At 59.7% G+C, this 21,847-nt stretch carries 14 protein-coding genes and 1 pseudogene; 7 read left to right on the top strand and 8 right to left on the bottom strand.

The window, feature by feature from the left end:
- Nucleotides 1-6: 6 nt before the first annotated feature.
- Nucleotides 7-2,220 carry a glycoside hydrolase family 3 C-terminal domain-containing protein gene (locus IEY62_RS09515; protein ID WP_189017260.1) on the bottom strand — a complete coding sequence of 738 codons (2,214 nt, stop codon included), beginning with the start codon at nt 2,218-2,220 and terminating at the stop codon, nt 7-9.
- A gap of 75 nt (nt 2,221-2,295) precedes the next feature.
- Complete coding sequence (locus tag IEY62_RS09510) at nt 2,296-4,659, bottom strand: glycoside hydrolase family 2 TIM barrel-domain containing protein (protein ID WP_229785164.1); 2,364 nt, start codon at nt 4,657-4,659, stop codon at nt 2,296-2,298.
- Nucleotides 4,660-4,955: 296 nt separating this feature from the next.
- Here IEY62_RS09510 and IEY62_RS09505 point away from each other — a divergent pair, with 296 nt between their 5' ends.
- The 3 genes from IEY62_RS09505 to IEY62_RS09495 all read left to right on the top strand — a co-directional run bounded on the left by IEY62_RS09505 (nt 4,956) and on the right by IEY62_RS09495 (nt 10,239).
- Entirely contained in the window at nt 4,956-6,323 is a 1,368-nt protein-coding gene (locus tag IEY62_RS09505; RefSeq protein WP_189016588.1) for an MFS transporter, read from the top strand.
- A gap of 69 nt (nt 6,324-6,392) precedes the next feature.
- Entirely contained in the window at nt 6,393-7,565 is a 1,173-nt protein-coding gene (locus tag IEY62_RS09500; protein ID WP_189016586.1) for a glycoside hydrolase family 1 protein, read from the top strand.
- A 37-nt stretch (nt 7,566-7,602) separates the two neighbouring features.
- Nucleotides 7,603-10,239, top strand: coding sequence for a glycoside hydrolase family 3 N-terminal domain-containing protein (locus tag IEY62_RS09495; protein WP_189016583.1), 2,637 nt, complete (start codon nt 7,603-7,605; stop codon nt 10,237-10,239).
- Between the two features lie 251 nt (nt 10,240-10,490).
- On the opposite strand, the gene IEY62_RS21675 is transcribed toward IEY62_RS09495, so the two are convergent.
- On the bottom strand, nt 10,491-11,096 hold the full coding sequence (locus IEY62_RS21675; protein WP_229785212.1) for a substrate-binding domain-containing protein: 606 nt from the start codon (nt 11,094-11,096) through the stop codon (nt 10,491-10,493).
- A 222-nt stretch (nt 11,097-11,318) separates the two neighbouring features.
- Nucleotides 11,319-11,453: pseudogene (locus IEY62_RS21795) on the bottom strand (LacI family DNA-binding transcriptional regulator); the annotation flags it as partial.
- A 528-nt stretch (nt 11,454-11,981) separates the two neighbouring features.
- Here IEY62_RS21795 and IEY62_RS09485 point away from each other — a divergent pair.
- Nucleotides 11,982-12,650 (top strand): GDSL-type esterase/lipase family protein, encoded by a 669-nt coding sequence (locus tag IEY62_RS09485; RefSeq protein ID WP_189016576.1) that lies wholly within the window; start codon nt 11,982-11,984, stop codon nt 12,648-12,650.
- Between the two features lie 311 nt (nt 12,651-12,961).
- Here IEY62_RS09485 and IEY62_RS09480 read toward each other — a convergent pair whose 3' ends face one another.
- The 4 genes from IEY62_RS09480 to IEY62_RS09465 form a co-directional block, all read right to left on the bottom strand.
- Nucleotides 12,962-13,633, bottom strand: coding sequence for a response regulator transcription factor (locus tag IEY62_RS09480; RefSeq protein WP_189016572.1), 672 nt, complete (start codon nt 13,631-13,633; stop codon nt 12,962-12,964).
- A complete protein-coding gene (locus tag IEY62_RS09475; RefSeq protein ID WP_189016569.1) occupies nt 13,630-14,766 on the bottom strand; it encodes a sensor histidine kinase in 1,137 nt (378 codons plus the stop codon). The genes IEY62_RS09480 and IEY62_RS09475 overlap by 4 nt, the downstream gene beginning before the upstream one ends.
- Nucleotides 14,767-16,998 (bottom strand): MMPL family transporter, encoded by a 2,232-nt coding sequence (locus IEY62_RS09470; RefSeq protein ID WP_189016566.1) that lies wholly within the window; start codon nt 16,996-16,998, stop codon nt 14,767-14,769.
- Nucleotides 16,999-17,127: 129 nt separating this feature from the next.
- The gene (locus IEY62_RS09465; protein WP_189016563.1) at nt 17,128-18,090 is read right to left on the bottom strand and encodes a LacI family DNA-binding transcriptional regulator; all 963 of its coding nucleotides are present in this window, start codon (nt 18,088-18,090) and stop codon (nt 17,128-17,130) included.
- A 1,390-nt stretch (nt 18,091-19,480) separates the two neighbouring features.
- Here IEY62_RS09465 and IEY62_RS09460 point away from each other — a divergent pair.
- Genes IEY62_RS09460 through IEY62_RS09450 form a run of 3 tightly spaced genes read left to right on the top strand, consistent with a single transcriptional unit; the run spans nt 19,481 to nt 21,833 of the window.
- A complete protein-coding gene (locus tag IEY62_RS09460) occupies nt 19,481-20,428 on the top strand; it encodes a cytochrome P450 (RefSeq protein ID WP_229785163.1) in 948 nt (315 codons plus the stop codon).
- On the top strand, nt 20,425-20,622 hold the full coding sequence (locus IEY62_RS09455) for a ferredoxin (RefSeq protein WP_189016557.1): 198 nt from the start codon (nt 20,425-20,427) through the stop codon (nt 20,620-20,622). Before IEY62_RS09460 ends, IEY62_RS09455 begins: the two co-directional genes overlap by 4 nt.
- The gene (locus IEY62_RS09450; RefSeq protein WP_229785162.1) at nt 20,619-21,833 is read left to right on the top strand and encodes an NAD(P)/FAD-dependent oxidoreductase; all 1,215 of its coding nucleotides are present in this window, start codon (nt 20,619-20,621) and stop codon (nt 21,831-21,833) included. The genes IEY62_RS09455 and IEY62_RS09450 overlap by 4 nt, the downstream gene beginning before the upstream one ends.
- Nucleotides 21,834-21,847 lie beyond the last annotated feature (14 nt).

The raw sequence follows: 21,847 nt of genomic DNA, 5'->3' as shown, positions 1-21,847 counted from the left end.
CGGCCGTCAGGCGGGGCGGCTGTCGCGCATGAGGCGGTTTAAAATTTCTGCTTCGACCGGCAGGCCTGAGATGTGGATGAACTGGGTCATGGTCATGGAGGACATCATTGCGAGGTGTTCAGGAGAGACATCAACACCCGTAAGGCCGAGGGCATCGAACACCTCCGCACCGACCTGCGGGTGTTCAAACCACTCTCCCAAGGGGGTGTCCATTGTCAGTTCGGCGAAGACCCTCTCGCCGACGAGGGAGATCTGTTCTTCGTGCAGAACCGTCGCGGCATCTTGGCAGATTTGGATGCGGTAGTCACCGGGGGAAACGACCCAACGACCGTACTGGATGTCCCAATACGCGAATGCCCGCCGGGGAAGATCTATGCTGACAGTGCTCGTCTCCCCTGGTTCGAGGTAGACCTTGGAGAATCCCCGGAGCTCACGGGCCGGGCGGCGGACAGGTCCGGATTCGGTGGCAACGTAAACCTGCACCAAGTGTTTCCCGGCGAGGTCGCCGGTATTGGTCACCTCGAGGCTGACCGTGATCCCTTCGTTTGCTGAGACCGCCACGTGGGGGGCCGAACTGGTGAACGTGGTGTAGGTGAGGCCATGACCGAACGGGTACCTGACTGGGGCATCGAAGGTCGTGAAGTAGCGGTAGCCGACCATGACGCCTTCGCCGTAGCGCACGTGGCCCCGTTCGCCAGGGAAGTTCAGGCTGCTGGGGTGGTCATTGAGGCGCAGAGGGATGCTTTCTGCAAGGTGACCTGAGGGGTTTGTGACGCCGAAGAGGATGTCGGCGATGGCATGACCACCGCCCTGGCCCAAAAGGAATGCTTCAAGAATGGCGTCGACGTCATCATGCCAGCCCTCCAGCGACACAACCCCACCATTGGACAGGACCACGACAGTCCGTGGGGCGGTGGCTGCCACGGCCCGTATAAGCTCCACCTGGTTCGCGGGTAGGTCCAAGTTTTCGCGGTCGATTCCCTCGGATTCCGCCCGCTCATCCAGCCCTGCAAAGATGACGGCCACGTCGCATTCACGGGCGGCGTCCCGTGCTTCATCAAGCATCTCAAGGTCTTCAGCACCATCGATTGCAAATCCTTGCGCATAAGTCACCGATACTCCACGATCCGCGGCCAGCACCGTAATGGCATCGATCGGCTGGTCAACCTGGGTGGCGTTGACGTGGGCGCTGCCTCCCCCTTGGTATCGGAGCTTTTCAGCAAATTCACCGAGAACGGCCAACCGCGTGCCGTGTCTTAAAGGCAGGGTCTGTGAGTCGTTCTTAAGCAGCACCGCGCAGTCAGCGGCGAGTTCGCGGGCAATCTGGTGGTGGATCTCATAATTGGCCGCCGTCGGTGCCGCGGGGATGTACTTGACCAGTCCAGCGAGACGAGCCACAGTGGCGTCGAGATCAGATCCTTGCAACTCGCCTGAGCGAAGGGCCGCACGAACATCCTCGTCATGGCCTGCGCTGCCTCCCGGCATCTCCAAGTCCAGACCTGCCCTCAGGCTTTCTACGCGATCGGTGACTGCGTTCCAATCCGAAACGACAACGCCCTCGAAGCCCCATTCGTCTCGCAGCAGGCCTGTGAGGAGCCAAGGGTTTGCAGCGGCGAAAACGCCGTTTATCTTGTTGTAGGACGCCATGACAGTAGCGGGCTGGGCTTCAGTGACGACGCGTTCAAAGGCGGGCAGATAGATTTCGCGGAGCGTGCGCTCGTCTACGTCTGCACTGATTGTCTGCCGATTGGTTTCCTGGTTGTTGGCAGCGAAGTGTTTGATCGACACGCCGGGGCCTTCATTCTGCAGCCCACGGGTGAACGCAACCCCCAGAGCACCCGTAAGGAAGGGATCCTCGGAATAGTATTCGAAGTTGCGACCACACAATGGTGAGCGCTTGATATTGATTCCGGGGCCAAGAACGATGTGGACACCTTGGGCAAGCGCTTCCTTCCCGATTGCTGAGCCCAACCGGGCGGCGACCTTTGGATCCCAACTAGAGCCTATCGCCACACCTGGCGGGAAGCATGTGGCGGGATCACTGTCGTACATAGCCAGATGGTCATGGCTTCCTGACTGGTGTCGCAAGCCGTAGGTGCCATCCGCTAAGGTCACGGCAGGAAGATTAAGCTCTTCGATTGGTTCGGTTTCCCAAAAGTTTTGCCCTGATAGCAGAGAAGCTTTCCGTTCAGCAGGAATGGCGGCAATGCCTTGCTGCATACCGTCGGTCGTGACCTCTGTCGAAATCGTCGTGTGATTGTTCATTGCTTGTACTTTCAAAAGTCGAAGTTTGCGTTATCGGGTCAGCGCGTCAGCGCCGCGGACAATGGACTCAACTGCCGCATCTGCCGGTGCCACAGCTTCGATCACGAGGCTTGCTGAGCCCACATTTTGGGAGGTGGCGGTGATAGTTATGCGGCCAGGCTTTCCCGTTGAGCGTATGACGGCCAAGGCCCGACCCCGGTACGTAGTGCGGGCCTCTGCGATGAATTCCTCATCGGGTGCAGGTGCCGCAGTTCCGAAACCAATAAGTTCGCCGGGCCCAGCGACCCTCAGAGCCACTTTCTCATCGGCGAGCATCTCGACAAGACCGTTCTGATCCGCGATCGAGATTTCAGCGAAAATGAGATCATTGCCGTCTGCAGCAATTGAGTGCTCCTCGCTGGCCATACGCAGCCCGAGGTCTCCTTGGGCGCTTCTGAGCACTGACCGGGAAACTTCGACGCCGTTGCGGTAACCGACGGCAGTCAGAATGCCGGGTTGGTAGGGCACAGTAAATTTGGCCAGGTAGCCGCGGCGGCGCCCTGCACGACGACGCCCAATGCTCTGGCCGTTCAGCAACAAGGTGACCTGATCGGCTGTCGAGTACACCTCGATCTCCGCCTTGCGTCCTTCGCATCCCCTCCAGGACCAACTCTCCACGGCGTCGGTGTTGCGCCACGCCGATCTGACCATGGGGACACCGCTGCGGTCCAGGGGGCGGACGCCAATGGCAGGGGTTTCAAGTCGACCCCAGGCGGCTTGGGCAAGCCGAAGGGTGATGTCCGGCTTTCCGGTGAGGTCGAACATTCCTGGACCGGCGATCACATGTGGGAACGGCTTGGACAATCCGGCACGTTTCCCCGGCACCCAGACGGCAACGCCTGCCTCGCCGAGGTATTCCCATCCGGCCCACACGAAGTCACCAATGATGGCGGAGTGTTCCTGCACCAGGTGCCAAGCATTTGCCACGTCGCCAGGAAGGGTCTCGGATCCTAGGATGACGCGGTCGGGGTATGCACGGACGTCCCGCTTGTAGCGGCCCAGGCCATAATTGTAGCCAGCCACGTCAACTACCGCGAAGGCGTCTCGGGAGGCCTTGTCCGCACGGGGCAGCCGTGAGACGAGATTCATCATGCGGCCAATTTGGTTGATCATCACGTTGGCCTCGGTAGAACCGGCCATGGAAGTTTCACCGTCTGTGGGAGGTGTCTCCTTGTACGGGGACTTGTCCATGGACACCAGCGTGTTGAGAAACAGGTTGGTCGCCAAGGTAACGGGTCGGTCCGAATCGATGCTGTGGAGGTATTCCGTGATTTCCCGTGTCAAGGCAACGCCCTCGGGCGTTGCAGTCTCTGGGATCTCGTTACCTGCGGCGTACATGATCACCGACGGACGGTTGCGGTCTTTCTCAACCAGGCGGTCTGCGTCCTCCTGCCATGTGGTGCGGAAACGCCACGCGGAATCGTGTTTTGACTTTGAAACGACCCAATAGTCAGCGAGCTCATCAAGGACGTACATACCCATTTCGTCGCAGGCATCCAAGAGGTGCCGGGACATAGGATTATGGGCGCTGCGGATCGCGTTGAAGCCTGCCTCTTTCAGCAACCTGACACGCCGATACTCTGCTGCCCGATGGGTGGCTGCGCCGAGCACTCCGTTGTCGTGATGAATGCAGGCGCCACGCAACAAGACGGTGCTGCCGTTGATCCGCAGACCGTGGCGGGCATCGACTGAGATCGTTCGCAGTCCTACCATCTCGCGCCGTTCGTCCACGACCGTGCCTTGAGACTCGAGTCGGGCATCGAGTTCGTAAAGGTAAGGGGTGTCAGCAGTCCAGGCGCGTGGCTTTTCAACTCGCATAACCACGGATCCGGCACTGCCGGTGCCGGTGCCTGAGCCGACCACTTCGTCTCCCTTCAGGAGATCGATCACGACACGAACGTCATGGTTCTTGCCATGAGCGATCTCGTACGTAACTTCCACAATGGCAGCGTCGGGGGCAATGGCACGGGTGCGCAACCGCAAACCGTCACGCCCGAAGTGGACCTCAGGGCGCAGAGTGACGGAAACGGCGCGGTACAGGCCGGAGCCCGGGTACCACCGGCTCGCGGGCTGAGCAGAATTATCCACTTCGACGACTATGTCATTGCTTTCGCCCCAAATGACGTGGTCCTGAATCGGCAGTTCAAACTCGGTGTAGCCGCTGCGCAGCGAGCCCACCGATGCTCCATTCACGAAAACGGCAGCCTCACCCTGTACGCCCTCGAACCGGAGGGCCGCGAAAGGAACGGGGTCTTTTCCCGCCAGCCAAGTCGTCCTATAGGCGTACTGCCCCCCTGGGAAATAGGCGACGTCTGCGCCGCCGGCAGCATCTGTTTGGCGAGGTTCGCGGATCATCGCGTCATGGGGAAGCCGAATGGGGGACCATAGGTCAGAACCCAGGACGGAAAACTCCCAGACATCCAAATTACTCGTCTCGGTGGCACGGGATACCACGGTCATCATTGTCCTTCCGGTGCGCGCTTCATCGTCGCCGCTGGTTGTGTCTTTAGACCCAGAAAACCATATGAATTGACGCGCGTCAATGAGCACGCGAACTGCTATTGACACGCGTCAAAACGCCGAGTACGCTCACCCTGTTCGCCAGATCACACTTTTAGATTCATCTGTTACCGGATGCCAATGGAGTCACGATGACAACCCAACAACCTTCTTTACCCGACCTCTCCCCTGCACAGATATTGCCTGACGCGTCTGAGGCAGTTGCCGAGCACGCCTTGCACAGAGATACAGCCCCCGGTTCACCACACCACGCACTCCGCCCGGAGCAGGACCCGGAAAATATTCCGCGCGTTGGAGCCGGCTTCATTGCGACGTACATGTTCGCCTACTTTGGGCTGAACCTGGTGATGTTGATGCCAGCACTATTCAGCCTCGCTTACAAAGTCCAACTCATCGATCCTGCCGGCAAGGACGCGAGCCTGGGGCTGGTCATTGGTCTGGGTGGCATAATCGGCCTGGTCCTCGGACCCATCGCCGGCGTCCTAAGCGATGGCACGCGACTGGCCTGGGGCAGGAGGCGCCCTTGGATTCTCGGAGGACTTCTTCTGGCTACGGCGGGCGCACTGGTGGTCGCAGTTGTTCCTACCATCCCGCTGATGATCGCCGGGTGGTCGATTTGCCAGCTCGCAGTGGCCGTAATCAGTGCCGGATTCAACCCCGTGCTGGCCGAGCGTGTGCCTTCCGCCCAGCGCGGAAAGGTGGGAGCGCTCGGCGGCGTGGCAGCATCCTTCGCCGGTGTTGGGGCCAGCCTCATTGGAAGCTTCCTGACCGGCAATATCCTGCTGCTGTTCATGCTCCCGCCGGTCGTGTTCGCCATTGGAGTGCTGCTCTTCGTCTTTGTCGTCAAGGACACTCCCGCCCCCGCTGGAACTCCCCGACTCGCGGTCGCCGATGTCTTCAAGAGCTTCTGGTTCAACCCCCGCAAGCACGCCGACTTCGCTCTGGTCTTCCTCGGAAAGTTCCTCCTGCAGTTCGGCTTCAGCTTTTTCAGCACGTTTTCCTTTTATTTCCTGCTTGACAGGCTCGGCTTCACACCCGAGCAGGCCGGGCAAAGCCTTGCCGCCGCGGGGGGCATCAGCTTGCTCGCCATGATGGGCTTTGCCGTGATTGGTGGTTTTCTCTCCGACCGCCTGAAGCGCCGCAAGCCATTCATCTATCTGGCTGTGGCACTCATCGCCGCTGGCCTCGTCACGGTTTCAGTTGCGCCGGACATTACGCTCTTCATCGTCGGCGGCGTTCTGCTGTCAGCAGGCACCGGAGCCTTCACGTCGGTAGACCTCGCTATGGCCACGGACCTGCTCCCGGAACCTGAAAAGGCCGGCAAATACATGAGCATCTACTACCTCTCCTCCGGAATTCCCGGCGCCTTGGCACCCATCATCGCGCCGGTCATCATCGCTTTTGGCGGTGGAGGCAACTACCCGGCACTCTTTATCTCCGGCGCTCTTCTGGCGGTCGGAACCGCTGTCACGACCTGGAGGATCCGAGGCGTACGGTAACGCCCTTTCTCTCCCGGACAGGACCGGCAAGCACTTCACAGTTATTACAACCGGCAAGGAGCCACCCAAATGACTCGAAAATTCCCTGACGACTTCCTTTGGGGCGCCGCCACGGCAGCCCACCAGGTAGAAGGAAACAACATCAACAGCGACGCGTGGAAATTCGAGCACGATGCCGCGGACTACGGCGTGGAATTCAGCGGCGATGCACTCGACAGCTATCACAGGTACGCGGAGGACATGCAGCTTCTGGCGGATGCAGGTTTCAACACCTACCGCTTCAGCATCGAGTGGGCACGGGTCGAACCAAGCCCAGGGAAGTTCTCACGAGCGGAGTTGGCTCACTACCGTCGAATGATTGACACCTGCATCAGCCTAGGCCTCAAGCCCGTTGTGACGCTCCACCATTTCACACACCCCCTGTGGTTTGACACGAAGCGATGGCTCGCGGAGGATGCGGTGGATCACTTCGCCCGCTACGTCGAACAGGTCTGCACGATCCTGGACGACGTCGAATGGGTTTGCACCATCAACGAGCCAAACATCGTTGCCATCAACCACGGTATACAGCTCAGTCTCGCGGCCGGCGAAGCATATGACCCAAATCGGAGCTACCTTCCGAACCCTGAAGTTGGCCAGGCTCTCATTGCAGCGCACCGCGTCGCTGCGAAAATAGTCCGGAGCAACACCAAGGCCAAGGTTGGCTGGACCGTGGCGAACCAGGCATTTACAGCCAGCCCGGGAGCTCAGGACAAACACGCCGAAATCCAGTACATCTTCGAGGACATGTACCTGGAAGCCGCCCGGGGAGACGACTTTGTCGGCGTTCAGTCGTACACAAGCCAGCCCATCGATGCAGACGGAATCGTCCGGCATCCGGAGCATCCGGATAACACCATTATGGGGTGGGCCTACCGCCCGGACGCCTTGGGCATCGCGCTACGCCACACCCGCGAGATGCTCCCCAACACCCCCATCATGGTCACGGAGAACGGCATAGCCACTGCTGACGACGAACGACGCATTGCCTACACCAGCGAGGCTCTAGGCCACATGCATGACGTGATCGAGGAAGGGGCTGACATTCGCGGTTACATTCACTGGAGCCTGCTCGACAACTTCGAATGGGGCCGCTGGGCTCCGACCTTTGGACTTGTGGCCGTCAACCGCGAAACCTTTGAACGCACTCCCAAACCGAGCTTAACTTTCCTGGGATCTGTGGCAAAAGCGAACGCATTCTAACCCCAGCAATCACCAATACCCCGTGAAAGAGAACTTAATGACTTCCGAAGATCATCCCTACCGAAATCCCGCCCTACCCGTCGAGGAACGGATCCAGGACCTTCTCGGCAGAATGACCCTCGAAGAAAAGGCGGCCCAGACTGCGTCTCCTTTCGGCGCAGCCGTCGACGTGCACAATCCCCCGTCCACGGGGTGGGGAAGCGCAACCGCTGCCCTTTCAACACTGGGCCTTCCGCCCCGTGAAGCGGCAAAAAAGGGAAACGAGCTGCAGCGAAAGCACGTGGAAGACACTCGATTGGGCATTCCCGTACTGCTCGCCGAGGAAGCACTCGTTGGGCTGAAAGTACAGGACGCAACAACCTACCCGGATGCGATTGCCCAAGCCGCCACCTGGGAGCCCGAGCTCATCGAAGAGATGTCCCGGGCCATAGGGACTCAGATGACCCGAATGGGTGTCCGACAAGCCCTCTCCCCTTTGGCAGATGTGGCCCGGGACCCTCGGTGGGGACGCGTCGAAGAAACCTACGGGGAAGAACCCTATCTCGTAGGATCCATGGCAACGGCCTTCGTCCGCGGTCTTCAAGACACGACCGATCACGCACCCGTAATCGCGACTCTGAAACACTTCATCGGATACGGCGCCAGCGACGGTGGGCGCAACACTGACCCGGCACAAATTGGCCAGAATGAACTTCGGGAGGTTCACGGTGTCCCGTTCGAAATGGCTATCCGGGCCGGCGGGGCAAAAGGAGTCATGCCGTCCTACAACACCCTTGATGGCATTCCCGTCACAGGGTCAAAAACATATCTGACCGACCTGCTGCGCGCGGACTATGGGTTCGATGGACTCGTCACGTCCGATCTAAATGCGGTCTCCCAGCTCTACACCAAACATGGCACAGCGGCTAACAGCGCCGAAGCGTTCGCGCAGGCTCTACGGGCGGGCGTAGACCTTGACCTGGACAATGCTGTGAACTCTGACCTCATTGCTGAAGCGGTAAGGAACGGCGTGCTGGCGGAGGCAGACCTGGACCGGGCAGTCGCCAGCGTTCTGCGTGCTAAATTCCGTCTTGGGCTCTTTGAGCAGCCGTATGCGAACCTGGACGAGGTGCCCGAAACGCTTGATACCGACCAGGAACGGGCTCTAGCCCGTAAGCTCGCTGAGAAATCGATTGTCCTGCTGCAGAATAAGCCCCTAAATGGGACACCCCTGCTGCCCCTTCGCCAAAACGGTGGCACCATCGCCGTCATTGGGCCCAACGCCCACCGGCCCCTGGGACAGCTTGGAAACTACAGCTACCAGGTGCTCGACAGCATGACTAAGCGGTTCGCTTTGGCGGCCGACCCCCAAGCCCGTCTCAATAACTCCGAGGCAGCTGCTGCCGGTGCGGACGGCGCCGAGCTCCTCGTAGAATCGGTGCCGGTCGTGACCTTCCTCGAAGGCATCCGGCGCCGCGCTGGATCCGATACCAATGTCCTCTATGAACGTGGCTGCCCCGTCGCAGCTGAAGATCGTTCGGGGTTTGAGGCTGCAGTCGCTGCGGCGCAATCAGCAGACGTGGCCGTGCTCGTGGTCGGCGACCAGGCAGGGATTGGGTCCTATGGGACCGTAGGCGAAGGCATTGACAGCACTGAGTGCGCCCTTCCTGGAGTCCAGCGGGAATTGGTCGAAGCAGTCGTTGCTACAGGCACTCCTACTGTCGTCGTCCTCAGCCACGGCCGCCCATACGCCCTGGGATGGATGCCTGAAGCAGTGCCGGCGATCCTTTCGTCATTCTTCGGCGGCGAAGAAGCAGGCAGCGCTGTCGCATCCGTGATATTCGGCGATGTTAATCCTGCCGGGCGTTTGCCGATGGCGATGCTGCAGTCAGCTGCCGCCGCGCCTCTTCCCTACTGGCGTACCCTCCAGCAAAGTTCCTACTTCGATAGCACCACTGCGGCAGTGTTCCCCTTCGGGCACGGGCTTAGCTACACGGAATTCAATTACCGGGATCTCGTGGTGTCATCCCACGAGGTAGCAACGGACTCAACAATCCAACTCACGTTCACGGTGACGAACGTGGGTGATACTGCGGGAGAAGAAGTCGTACAAGTGTATGGCCGCGACGTCATTGGACGCACCGCCCGGCGCGGCAGAATCCTGGCGGGCTTCCGCCGGATCTTCCTCGGTCCGGGTGCCGCCGCGAAGATCACCGTCGACGTTCCGGCGAGCATGTTCGCTCTCTGGGACTCCAAAGACGGCTGGGTGGTCGAGCCGGGCATGATCCGCTTCTACGTTGGTGCGTCATCGGCTAACACCCCTCTGCAAACCAAGGTCACGCTGACAGGGAATGATCATTTCCCCGGACCGGATCGGGACCTCTTCAGCGCGGTGTCAGTTGAAACCGGCGACTACGAGGCATTTGCAGCTCAGATCGCTGCGACTCGGAGTTCAGAGTCCATACCTGTTGTTCCTGTAACCGCCGAAAGCACCATTCGCGACTGGCTTGACCACCCCGTGGGTGGGCAGTTGTTGCGCGCCATGATGGGCGGCGTGGACGAGGACATGCTTGCCTCAGCGATGGGCATGTCTCTGAAGCAGGTGGCGTACTACAGCCAGGGGCAAATCTCGGATTCTGCTGTTGATGAGCTGGTCGCTAAGGCCCAGCACGCGTCCGTTACTGATTCGGCTTAAACCCGGGCGGAGGCGGGCATCAGTCTGTGTAACTTTTGCACGACCGGTGCCTGCCCTTCGCGAAGCGGATGTCGGTTCCAAGCAAGATCCCTACATTTTTAGATTCTGGAGACGTAAGGCGGCAACGGACTGAGAAGTACTGCGTCCGCGAGCCCGCCGACTGCTCCTGAGAGCCTTTGTTCCAACGCAGTCTCGATCAAAAAATCCAGGTGCGTTCTCGTACTTGGACCTGCCCCTTGTACCGCTGTCCCCTATCTTCCCGTGGTGTCTCCGGGTACGACTTCAAGGCCTCGAAGATACTCGTCTAATTCCCCGTCGGGGACCTGCAGGTCCTGCCCGGAAACGATATGGCTGATCAGCTCACGTACGTTCAAGTCCAGGTTCATGTTCACAGACGTGATCGTGGGCGTAGACGCGCGGGCAATAACCGAGTTGTCTACACCGATAACGCCCACAGCGCCGGGGACGCTCAATCCAACATGCCGGGCAGCCCCCAGCATGGCCAACGCCACCTCATCGTTGTAGCACGCCAGTCCTACTCTGCCTGCGGGCAAAGTACGCACAGCCCTCACGGCTTCTTCGCTGTTTAAGTCGATTTTCAGGGTAGGCAGGACATCCAGATTGTGAAGGCGGGAATATTCGAGTACCCCGGCTTCGCGATGCGGAGCGTTTATTTGCTCGCGTTTGGAGCGCGGCAGGACCGCGACAATCCTCGAGTATCCCTTTGCTTGGAGGTGCTCGGCTTGAAGACGGCCAATGGCTCGGTCAGCGGCGATCTGTACAGCCGGGGACTGCCCCACGACTTGAATTCCCTGATCCTTGAGGCGGGAAGCCTCTTCGGGACTCAAATGAGCCATTGCCACTATCGCATGCGGACGGAGACCAACGATCGCATCTTGAAGTGTCTGCTCTGATGATGAGAGTCGAAGGAGGTTCGTGAGACCGGACTTGGCGAGTCCTTCGGTCAGTAAATCGACGAACTCCCGAACCGGCGGTCCAAACGTTATGTCAGGGATTAGCGTAATGACGATGTCGCTTCGCCCGCGGGCTAGCGTCCGCCCAGCCAGTGATGGCCGATAGCCCATGCTCTGCGCGGTCTCTCTAACCCGGGCCACAGTTTCCTCGGTAAACAGGTGCCCTCGGCCATTCAGAATCTGACTCACCGTCGACCGTGAAACACCCGCGCGCAATGCAACTTCAGCGCTGCTTGTCACCAGGGCCACCCTTCCCGTTGTGCCTTTGCGTTCTCACCGAAGCGTTGACGCGTAACAATCGCCAGCACCAGAGTACAGGAAGAGCCTTGCTATCAACCCTGAGGGACACATTGTTCTTTAGGCAACAGCCACACACCGGGACGCCAAGGGCGGCAGCGAGCGGGAACTCCCAGCGGCAGGTTCTGCACGCAGCGCTCACAGCATTATGCGCGCAGAGTCGCTGCTGCGTAATCAATTGTCCCCAAGGTATTGACACGCGTCAATGATCGCGAGAAGCTATCGGACTAGGAGTAGAACAAAGTTCTACGAGGCCAACGGTTTCTCGCTGTGGACGACCTTCGGACCCGTACTGGGTATGGGCAAGTCCTACGTGCGGGGGTTTGCGCTGAGGATTCGTAACTGCAGCTCCTGTCGAATCTACTTAGGAGGCCTATTGCCTTTCTCTTCAAGAGCTCCGCGCGGGACCGAGGTCCTGAAGGCGCGCACCGCCAGCGCGCCCAGCACGGCTCCGATCCAGGAAGCAGCGTCATGAGCGGCTGGATGGCCGGTACGAAACGAGCCGTGGCCGGCCGGGTAAGTTCAATCTTCGACCCTATGATGCGTCCCCAGCAGGAGCATCGCCGCTCGCAATTTGCTGCACTCGGAGCTGAGCCAGGCCGTATTGTCTTTTTGGGAGACAGCATCAGTGAGGGCGGACTGTGGGAGGAGTGGTTTCCGACCGTAGAGGTTCTGAATAGAGGAATTGGTGGAGAAACTTCCGCTCAGGTCCTGGATCGGCTGGACACGGCGATTAACGAACCACGTGCCGTCTTTCTCCTCATCGGGACTAATGACCTCACACGGGGTTTGACGATCGATGTGATCGAGAGGAACGTTCGAAGCATCCTTCAATGCATCCGCCAGCGTTCCCCGGAATGCACCGTCTTCGTGCAAAGCGTCATGCCACGAACAGCAGCCCGGAAAGAGGAGCTTCAGGAACTCAATCAAAGGCTCCTGGAGCTGTGCAGGGCGGCCACGCCAAGCACCCGTTTCATTGATCTCTGGCCGGTATTGGCAACCAGTGAGGGAACGCTCAATCCGCACTTCTCGGAGGACAACCTCCACCTCAACGGAGACGGCTATCGAGCATGGGTCGACCTCATCCGCCCACTTGTCCTTGAGCCGTCGAATCAACCTTCCGCTGGTTTTACCCACTAAGCGCATACGTCCCCAGCGCGGTAGCACCCTGCCATCCGGCCAGGTCTAGGCCGCGGCCAGCGACAGAACGCCAGTAGTCGCAGGTTATGAGCGGGTGCTGGCGTTTTGTCGAAGCCTTAAGTGGAGTTCGCAAAGGGTTGTATGGGGGAAGCCGGCACTCTAAGTACGGTCCAAGAACATATGGCAGGCCGCAAGCCCTGTGTGGCGCCTCCTATCACGGCTCTCATCGACGCGGGTCCTAACCCGGTAGCGGCCACTTCCGCGAAAGCCGACGTGTTTTGGGTAACCGCCCAGTTCCCTGCGATCGCGCCTTATGCCCCTCTGGCTATACCTGTTTTATAGGCTATTGCCACCAGTTGGCCTCGGTCCCTTGCGCCAAGTTTGGCCATCGCCCTGTTGAGGTGGGTCTTCACTGTCAGGGGGGAGATATGAAGGGCTCGTGCAATGGTGAGGTTGTCCATTCCGGTTGCGGCGGCCGCAACCATGTCCAGTTCCCTGGGTGTCAGTTCCTTCGTCAAGGCGACCAGGTGAGGGTCGGGAGTCCGCGTTGGTGCACTGGCAGAAGCTGAAATGTGGCGAACAGCGGCGCTGGCTGCTGTTGCCGACAATGTGGTGATCCCGGAAGCCGCCCGTTCGACCGCTGCAACCAGTTCATCAGGGCTCGCTGCTTTCCCCAGGAAGCCGGACGCGCCAGCCTCGAGGGCAACTATGACATCCCTGTCGCCATCGAAGGTGGTCAATACGAGAATGCTGATACCCTCCAGCTCGGCATCTGCGCGGATGTCCCTGATCGCTGCGATTCCATCCAGGACGGGCATGCGAAGATCCATTAAGACCACGTCAGGCCGGAGTGCCCTCGCCATGCGCACTCCGTCCCGGCCGTTAGCTGCCTCTCCTAGGATCTGGATACCGGAATGCTCGAGAATACCCCTCAGCCCGGCCCTGATCATGGACTGGTCATCGACGATAATTGCTGTGGTCATTGCTTCTCCCTACCTGATTTGATCGGCAGCGTGACGTGGACGTCGAACCTGCCGTCGCGGTCATCCAGTCGGAGTTCGCCGCCGGCCGACTCCACTCTTTCCCGCATTCCGATGAGCCCGTGGCCGCTGCCCGAGGACTCCTGTGTTCGGGTGTACCCGTTGGTGATGATCAAAGACACGGAACGGTCATGCGCTTCAAGCGCGAGTCGGGCATGACCGTCGCCGTAGCGGTGGGCGTTGGTGAGAGCTTCCTGCACCACGCGGTACAACGCTGCTTCAGTCGCAGCGTCCAAGCCAGGAAGCTCGTCCAGGTGGCTATCGATCTCCAGGCCTAGATCCTTGCCGGATTCGAGCAGCGCTGGAATACCCTCAACCGTGGGCATTGGACCAAGGTCGTCGAGTTGGCCCGGAGAGCGGAGTATCAGGAGAATGTCCTGCAACTCCTGAAGCACCGCCCTGCTCGCCATTCTCACCTGTTGCAGGGACTCACTGGCCCGACGGCTGTCAACTCTTACCGCCTTCTCAGCGGCTCCGGCGTGGACATTGATTACCGCTATATTATGTGCCACGGCATCGTGCAAGTCCCTGGCGATGCGGATTCGTTCCTCGCCGAGAGTTCTTTGAATCTCGCTATCTTTCGCCTCCGCCGTGGCGCGGACCATTTCGTGAAGTGCAGCAATGGTTGCCTTCTGAGAGCGAAGGGCATAACCGGCAGAAGCTGCTGCCGCTGTCCAAAGCGGAAGTCCAAAGGACAGCGGCTCGAACGCCAGCAGATGCAGAGCGACAAGCCCTGCTGCGTAGAGGGTGGACGCGTGGACTATCGGCAGAGCCACCGAAAGTGGACCTTGCCGGCGCAGCGTTAGGGAGAAGATACACACCTGCGAAGCTACCCAGACGGGAATTGCAGACTCAGGGAGAACCGCGACAAGGCCGCTTGCCCCGATTGCTGTCACGGCGGCGATAGCAGGCATTCTGCGCCGGGCAAGGGCGGCAATGACCATGACGGCCATCACCGCAAGCCCTTCAACCCTGCCGGTGGACAGCGTGGTGGACAGCTCCGACGCAAAGGCGGCGACGACCGCAGCGTCCAGGGCTATCTCCCACCGGGAACCGGGCTGAAGGGCGTGGCTCATCTAGCCCCGGCTTCCCGACAGCACGTCGTCTCTGGCCGCCGATGGCTTCAGGGGGTCCGTTCGCCGGTCGGTTTCGTCCAGAGCGTGGCCCTCGACGTCGAGCGCAGGCAAGCGGCGCTTGAGGCTTTCAGGCAGCCACCACGCAGCGTCACCCAACAGGGCCAGCGCAGCGGGGACAATGATCATTCGTACGATGAACGCATCGGCTAGGACGCCGACGGCAAGTCCCAAGGCGATAGAGCCGACCAGCGATGAATTGCTGAGTGCGAAGCCGCCGAAAACTGCAGCCATGATAGCGGCCGCTGCGACCACGATTATCGCTGACTTCGAAAAGCCGCTGACGATGGCCTCCCGCGGACTAAGACCCTTGTTGTAAGCCTCGTGGATTCGCGACACGAGGAACACTTGGTAGTCCATGGCCAGGCCGAACAAGATTCCGGTGACAATGATCGGCAACAAGCTCAAGAGTGGGTTCCCCTGAGGCGCATTCACTACTGCGTCCAGCCAGCCCCATTGGAAAACGGCTGTCGTAGCGCCCAGCCCAGCACCAAGGGAAAGCAGGAATCCTGCGGTGGCGATGACGGGAACGAGTAATGAACGGAACAGAATAATCATCAGGATCAGCGAAAGTCCGACAATCAGGGCTACGTACAGCCCCAACGCCTGCCGGAGTTGGGCGTCCGCGTCCAGACCGATTGCAGTAGCTCCGGTCACCGACAATGTTATGCCTGTAAGGCTCTGGCCTTTGGACCGGATGTCTTTAACCAGGTCTGTCGTCCGGTCGTCAAGGGCACCACTCTTCGCGATCACAGAAATGATTGCGGCGTCTCCGCCGGACGAACTCCCTACGGGCATGGCGGCCGCAACGTTGTCGAGACGGGCAAGGAGCTCCTGCACTTCGGGTAACCTCTTTGCCACGCTGCCGGTTGTCGACTCCACCAGAACGACTAGAGGATCCTGGGCGCCGGCACCGAATTTGTCGCTGACAATCTGGTAGGCCGCCCGTTGGCTCGACTTCGGGTCCTCTCCTCCGGGGACCGCCAAAGTTGTCTTCATGGATAGGAGCGGTATGGCGACGACTGCCAGTACAAGGGCACCACCGCACAGGGAAAGTACGCGCCGACGAACGACAAACTTTGCCCAGCCTGCGAGAAATCCTCTGCCAATCCGGGGTGTTTCGTGGGCACCGGAACCACCGCGCTGCCGTTCGCGCCTGGACAGAGCTCGACGTCCCATGAATGCCATCAGAGCGGGCAATAGCGTCAAGGACATCAGGACGGCTACTCCGACAGCGAAGGCTGCAGCGACGCCCATCTCGGCAATGAATGGTATTCCGACGACAGACAAGCCGGCCAACGCGATTATCACCGTCGCCCCGGCAAACACCACCGATGACCCTGCGGCTCCGGTGGCCCTTCCTATGGCAGCTTCAACTTCGTGTCCGTCACGTAGTTCGGAACGAAAGCGGGCAAGAATGAACAAGCAGTAGTCAATGCCGACGGCCAGCCCCAGCATGACCGCCAGGATGGGCGTGACGCTCCCGATGGGGCTAACAGCCGAGAACGCGAGAATCCCAACAATACCGGTGGCTACGCCAACCAAGGCGCTGAGCATGTTGGCTCCGGCCGCCACGAGAGAACCGAAGGTAAGGACCAGCACCACAAACGCCAGCCCTGCACCCACAATTTCAGACGGGCCTAGGATATCGGGCACTGCCGGAGCGAGGGAACCGCCCACTTCGGCGGTCAATCCTTCTTCACGGAGTGAAACGGCGACGTCCTCGACGCGTTCCTGGATCGTTTCGCGATCGGCTTCGGACATGCCCGAGATGGTGAGCTGGACGACCGCCGTGCTTCTGTCAGCGGAGATATACGGGTGCTGCGGGTCCAGTGGATCCAGAACCTTCTCGATGTTGGGAAGGACCCGAAGGTATTGGATGGCCTTCGCCATCTCGGAACTCGGTCCCGGGGCTGTGATCAAGTCACCTGACGGCGTCTGTACAACCAACTGAAGGCTTCCGGAGCCCTCTTCCGAGCCGGAAGGAAAATGCCGCTCCAGAAGGCTCATGGCCTTACTGGACTCGGTACCAGGGACATCGAACGTGTCTTCGCTGAACTTCATACCGCCTAGGGCCACCGCCACTAAGCTGACCAGCACCGCCAACCAGGCAGCGATCGTCGCGATCCGGTGGCGGCCCGCCAGTCTTCCTATGCGGGCGAGAAACAAAGCCATGGTGTCCTAACTATGGGAAATGAAATGGTTCGAACAGAACCGCTGCTTCCAATACTCACCATTCGCTCAGGTCTGGACATCCTCCGGTTGCGGGTAGCGATCTACCGTGTTCGCAGTAGCCCGCGTCTTTCACGCTCCGGTGCTCTCGCGGGCAATCACCTTCAGGCCACTGATGTGCTCACTCATCGACTCCGGCTCCACTTCCAGTTGGTCACCCGAGAGGATATGCCCTATCAGTTCGCGGGCATTCACCTCATTGCTAATGTCAATCGTCGAAATGGTCGGAGTGGAGGCCCGGGCCACGACAGAATTGTCGACGCCGATGACACCGACATCGCCTGGAATCCCGAGGCCACGCCGCTGGGCCGCCCCCACGATCGCCAGTGCAACGTCGTCGTTGTAGCACGCCATCCCCACCCTCCCGACGGGTAAGGAATCCAATGCTGCCAGCGCTTCATGGCTGGTCAAGCCTATTTCCAGAGTTGGAAGAACAACCATGTCATTCCGGCCGCCGAACTGGATCACCCCATCTACCCGATGTGGCGCACTGTACTTCTCTCGCTTATCCATCGGGCGGACAGCAACGATCTGGTCATAACCCTGCGACTTCAGGTGCGCGGCCTGCAAGCGGCCTATCTCGAGATCCACAGCTGCTTGCGCAGATGGAATGAAACCCAGAACATGCACTCCCTGGCGCTTCAATCGCAATGTCTCCTCATCGCTGAGCTGGGCCATGGCGACGACTGCATGGGGACGCAATCCAAGGATCGCGTCCTGAAGGGAGCTCCCCGACGAGGCCAGGCGGAGAAGGTTGGTCAGCCCCGCCTTCGCCAAACCGTCCGTTAGGAGGTCCACAAATTCCCGGACCGGAGGACCGAAGGTGATGTCAGGGATCAAAGTGATCACGATGTCACTTTTCCCTCGCGCAAGAGTTCGTCCGGCCAACGATGGCCTGTACTCCATAGCCTCGGCGGTGTGCCGGACGAGCGCTACAGTCTCCTCTGTGAACAGGTGGCCGCGGCCATTTAGAATCTGACTCACCGTCGATCGCGAAACGCCAGCGCGTGTCGCCACATCAGCACTGCTGGTCATCCATTCCCCATCCGTCGTTCCGCCACAATAGAGGTTTCCCATTGACGCGCAACAACAGCCTATTTGAGATTGCAAAAAATGCCTAGTGGTCGGGCGTTGACGCGTGACAATGAGCGTGTTTCACTGGAAGGCGTTAAGGTGCCGATTTGCCGACTCCAAATACCTGGACCGACCGTCCGCACTATCTCTATAGCCGGAGGGCAAATGACTCGCTTCTACCCATTGCACCGAGCAGTGATAATCAAAGACGCGCGGGGTCGCGACACGGCCCTTAGTGAGGCCGTGCAGGAACTCATTCCAGAAGCCCTGAGACAGCGGACAGGCATCTCGGTAACCCGACATAGCGGGACGGAGTACAACGTGGCAGTGGATATGACAGTCCCCTGCGGCCAGATCCATGAACGCCACAGCCATGTCCCGAATCTGGCAGAGCTTTCATAAGCCCTCCCCACCCAACCACTACACGGCAAGCGGACCGTTCAGGTCCTGACGAACACCATTTCCGACCAACGGTGGCAGGCACCCGACGCCGTGAATCCTGCGAAAGGCCGTACCCGGGCTCACGACCCATGATTCGGTGCATATGACGCTCTGACGTCGTCTGGTGCGCTTACGAAGCGTCAACCCCGCGTGGGCCCCCGCACTGTCGACTCTGTTGGGCAGCGTCGCACGCAGGGCTTCCGATGGGTCCACGAACAAGAGTGGATCCTCCCTATAAGGACCTCCCGCGCCACGAAGGAACTCATGCCACAGCAGCGACCAACCTCGCCGGACTTCTTTCAGCCGCAACCGCAGGAGATGGGCTCAGGACCCCCCAAGACCAAGGTTGTAGGTCGCCGTGCGGCGAATAGCGGAGATACTGGACAAAATGCCTTGGCCTATACATTCGTCTGGACATCCGGACCGTACCGGACCGAACTCCAGCTCGGCGGCGGAAGATTAATCGGCCCCGAATCAGGCGGCACCGGTGGTGAGGACGGAGGTACCGCGCCTGCAGTACACGATGTACTGCCACCGCCGGATGTGCCATGACCTCCTTCGGCAAAGGATTGATACAACGAGTTCAGAACTCTCCAGTGCCGTAGCCAACCGGCGTTAAGCAAAAGCAGGGACTATGACTAGAGACACCAAATCACCACTTGAGTCGATCCGGGCGCTACCAACGAACCGATGCCCGTTCGATCCGGACCCACGCTACGAGACCATCCGGACGGAGGCCCCTGTCCTCAAGGTCAGCACACCTGCGGGCTTCGACGTGTGGATGGTTAGCGGCTACGAGGACGCAAGGACTGTTCTGGCTGACGCTGAGACATTCAGTAGCGTCGACGCCAGTTCGTCGCATCTGATGGGAGACAAAGACAACTTGGGCGCTCCCCCACCTCCTGGTGTAATGATCAGGCACGACGGCGACTCACATTCGCGACTTCGTCTTCGTCTTGCCCGCGAATTCATGGTCAAACGTGTCGCCAAGCTTGAGCCCTACATTCGCCGTCTGGTGAAGGAACATATTGACGGCCTGGCCGAACGCAAAGGCCCGGTAGACCTCTACCGGGAATTTGGGTTACCGGTGCCGGCCTTGGTTATCAGTGAAATTCTGGGGGTCCCGGAAGAACAGCGGGATGAATTTGAACGCGCGACGGCCTCCCAGGTTGACCTGACCTTGAGTTTGGAAGAACGTCAAGCAGCGGCGATGGAGAGTGCAGGGTTCTTCGTCCGCTTGGTTCAGGCCAAGATGGAAGAACCAGGCGACGATCTGCTAAGCAGACTCATCAGCCAACCGACCGAGCGCCCGATGGACGCCCAGGAACTGCAAGGACTCGCCCTTTTGTTGCTGGCTGCCGGGCATGACACGACGGCGAACATGATTACCCTCAGCACTTACACGTTGCTGAAAAATCCCGAACAGGCTGCCAAACTGCAATCACCCGCTGTTCTTGATACCGGCATTGACGAACTCATCCGTTACCTGAGCATCATCCACAATGGAGTCCTACGCAAAGCCGTCAAGGACGTGACCATCGCGGGTCAGAAAATCGGTGCCGGTGACCATGTCGCCGTCGTGCTTGAATCAGCCAACCGGGATCCCCGATTCCTCGACGGCGCCGACCGACTGGATCTTGACCGCCATTCGGCGCACGTCGGATTTGGATACGGCCCCCATCAGTGCCTGGGGCAACACCTCGCGAGACTGGAGCTGCGCATCGCACTCCCGGAACTCTTCCGCCGTCTGCAAGGTCTCAGGGTCGTGACTCCGGACGAGGAGATCCCCTTCAAGAACGACATGCTTGTTTATGGAATCAAGAAACTAATGATCGATTGGGATGAGGTTATCGCGTGAAATTCGACATCAACGTGGACAAATGTGTGGGCGCCGGAGTTTGCGCCATCGCCGCTCCTGAGGTGTTTGACCAAAATGACGACGACGGCATCATCGTTGTCTTGGACCCGAACCCGCCTCTGGAGCAGGCGCAGCTAGTCCACGATGCTGCGACGCGCTGTCCGGCAGCTGTCATCACCAACGTTCAGCTATGAGCCGCTCCGGCGGCATGGACGCCAAAGTCGTCATAGTGGGTGCGTCCGCCGGCGGCGTCAGCGCCGCTGAAGCGCTCAGAGCACGCGGCCATACGGGGCCGATCGAGTTGATTGGTGCCGAGAAACATGCACCCTACGATCGTCCGCCTCTATCCAAGCAGCTCCTCAAAGGCGAATTGCTGGCCTCTGACGTTGCTCTCAGGGCCAGTACCCACCTTCGGGATCTGAACGTGGCGGAACGATTTGGCGTCGCCGCTACCGCCCTGAACACCAAAGCCCGGACCGTGACGTTGGCAGATGGGACGAACACGGACTACGACCGGGTCATTATAGCTACCGGGGTATCAGCCCGACAACTGCCCATCCGGAACTCAGTTGGCGGCGTGCATACGCTTCGGACACTCGACGAGGCCGTCGCTCTGCAATCGGCGATTGCGGACGCCAAAAGGGTCGTGGTCGTCGGAGGTGGTTTTCTAGGCACGGAGATCGCCGCCGCGGCAGTAGCTCTAGGAGTAGATGTCGTATTGGCAGGCAAAGCGTCAACTTTGCTGGAGGGTGCCTTGGGCGCCACTGTCGGAGAACAGGTAGCCGGGTTGCACACATCCAGGGGTGTAGAGTTGATGACCGGCCCCGCCGCAACAGTTCACCAACTGCGGGTCAAGGACGGCCAGGTCACTGGTGTCGAATTCCGTTCAGGTGAATTCGTGCAGGCTGACCTCGTGATCCTTGCGGTTGGTTCTGAACCTGCCGTGGACTGGTTACGCTCAAGTTCTCTGTCCCTGACTGACGGCGTGGACTGCAGCTCCGATTGCTCTGCCGGGGAAGGAATCTACGCCGTAGGAGACGTCGCGCGATGGCATAATCCGCTCTTTAATGTCTCTATGCGGATTGAGCATAGAACGAATGCCACTGACCAGGCCATCCATGTGGCGGAGCGCATTCTAAACGGTGACACCACCGCTTATGCACCCGTACCTTATTTCTGGTCAGACCAGTTCGACGTGAAAATTCAAGCCCACGGCTATCTTCGCGGTCATGATGAAGTCAAAGTCATTGAGGGAAGTCTGGATGATGGACGCATGATCGCGATCTACCGAACAGGCGGGACGCTGACCGGGGTCGTCGCCGTGGGCGCAGCCAAAGCGTTGCGTCAATGGCGAGGACACGTAGCTACCAAGATGGACTGGCATGATGCCATCAGCCTGAGCTGACCATCAAACTCAGG

Origin of the sequence: Paenarthrobacter histidinolovorans (genome assembly GCF_014647595.1) — a bacterium.
Lineage (GTDB): Bacteria > Actinomycetota > Actinomycetes > Actinomycetales > Micrococcaceae > Arthrobacter > Arthrobacter histidinolovorans.
The sequence above is the reverse complement of the archived record's forward strand: the minus strand, read 5'-3'. Positions and strand labels throughout refer to the sequence as shown.

Bases quoted from the DNA above. Each gene is read 5' to 3' on its own strand.
- IEY62_RS09515 (WP_189017260.1), bottom strand. From the start codon at position 2,220: ATGCAGCAAGGCATTGCCGCCATTCCTGCTGAACGGAAAGCTTCTCTG.
- IEY62_RS09510 (WP_229785164.1), bottom strand. From the start codon at position 4,659: ATGATCCGCGAACCTCGCCAAACAGATGCTGCCGGCGGCGCAGACGTC.
- IEY62_RS09505 (WP_189016588.1), top strand. From the start codon at position 4,956: ATGACAACCCAACAACCTTCTTTACCCGACCTCTCCCCTGCACAGATA.
- IEY62_RS09500 (WP_189016586.1), top strand. From the start codon at position 6,393: ATGACTCGAAAATTCCCTGACGACTTCCTTTGGGGCGCCGCCACGGCA.
- IEY62_RS09495 (WP_189016583.1), top strand. From the start codon at position 7,603: ATGACTTCCGAAGATCATCCCTACCGAAATCCCGCCCTACCCGTCGAG.
- IEY62_RS21675 (WP_229785212.1), bottom strand. From the start codon at position 11,096: ATGGCTCATTTGAGTCCCGAAGAGGCTTCCCGCCTCAAGGATCAGGGA.
- IEY62_RS09485 (WP_189016576.1), top strand. From the start codon at position 11,982: ATGAGCGGCTGGATGGCCGGTACGAAACGAGCCGTGGCCGGCCGGGTA.
- IEY62_RS09480 (WP_189016572.1), bottom strand. From the start codon at position 13,633: ATGACCACAGCAATTATCGTCGATGACCAGTCCATGATCAGGGCCGGG.
- IEY62_RS09475 (WP_189016569.1), bottom strand. From the start codon at position 14,766: ATGAGCCACGCCCTTCAGCCCGGTTCCCGGTGGGAGATAGCCCTGGAC.
- IEY62_RS09470 (WP_189016566.1), bottom strand. From the start codon at position 16,998: ATGGCTTTGTTTCTCGCCCGCATAGGAAGACTGGCGGGCCGCCACCGG.
- IEY62_RS09465 (WP_189016563.1), bottom strand. From the start codon at position 18,090: ATGACCAGCAGTGCTGATGTGGCGACACGCGCTGGCGTTTCGCGATCG.
- IEY62_RS09460 (WP_229785163.1), top strand. From the start codon at position 19,481: ATGATCAGGCACGACGGCGACTCACATTCGCGACTTCGTCTTCGTCTT.
- IEY62_RS09450 (WP_229785162.1), top strand. From the start codon at position 20,619: ATGAGCCGCTCCGGCGGCATGGACGCCAAAGTCGTCATAGTGGGTGCG.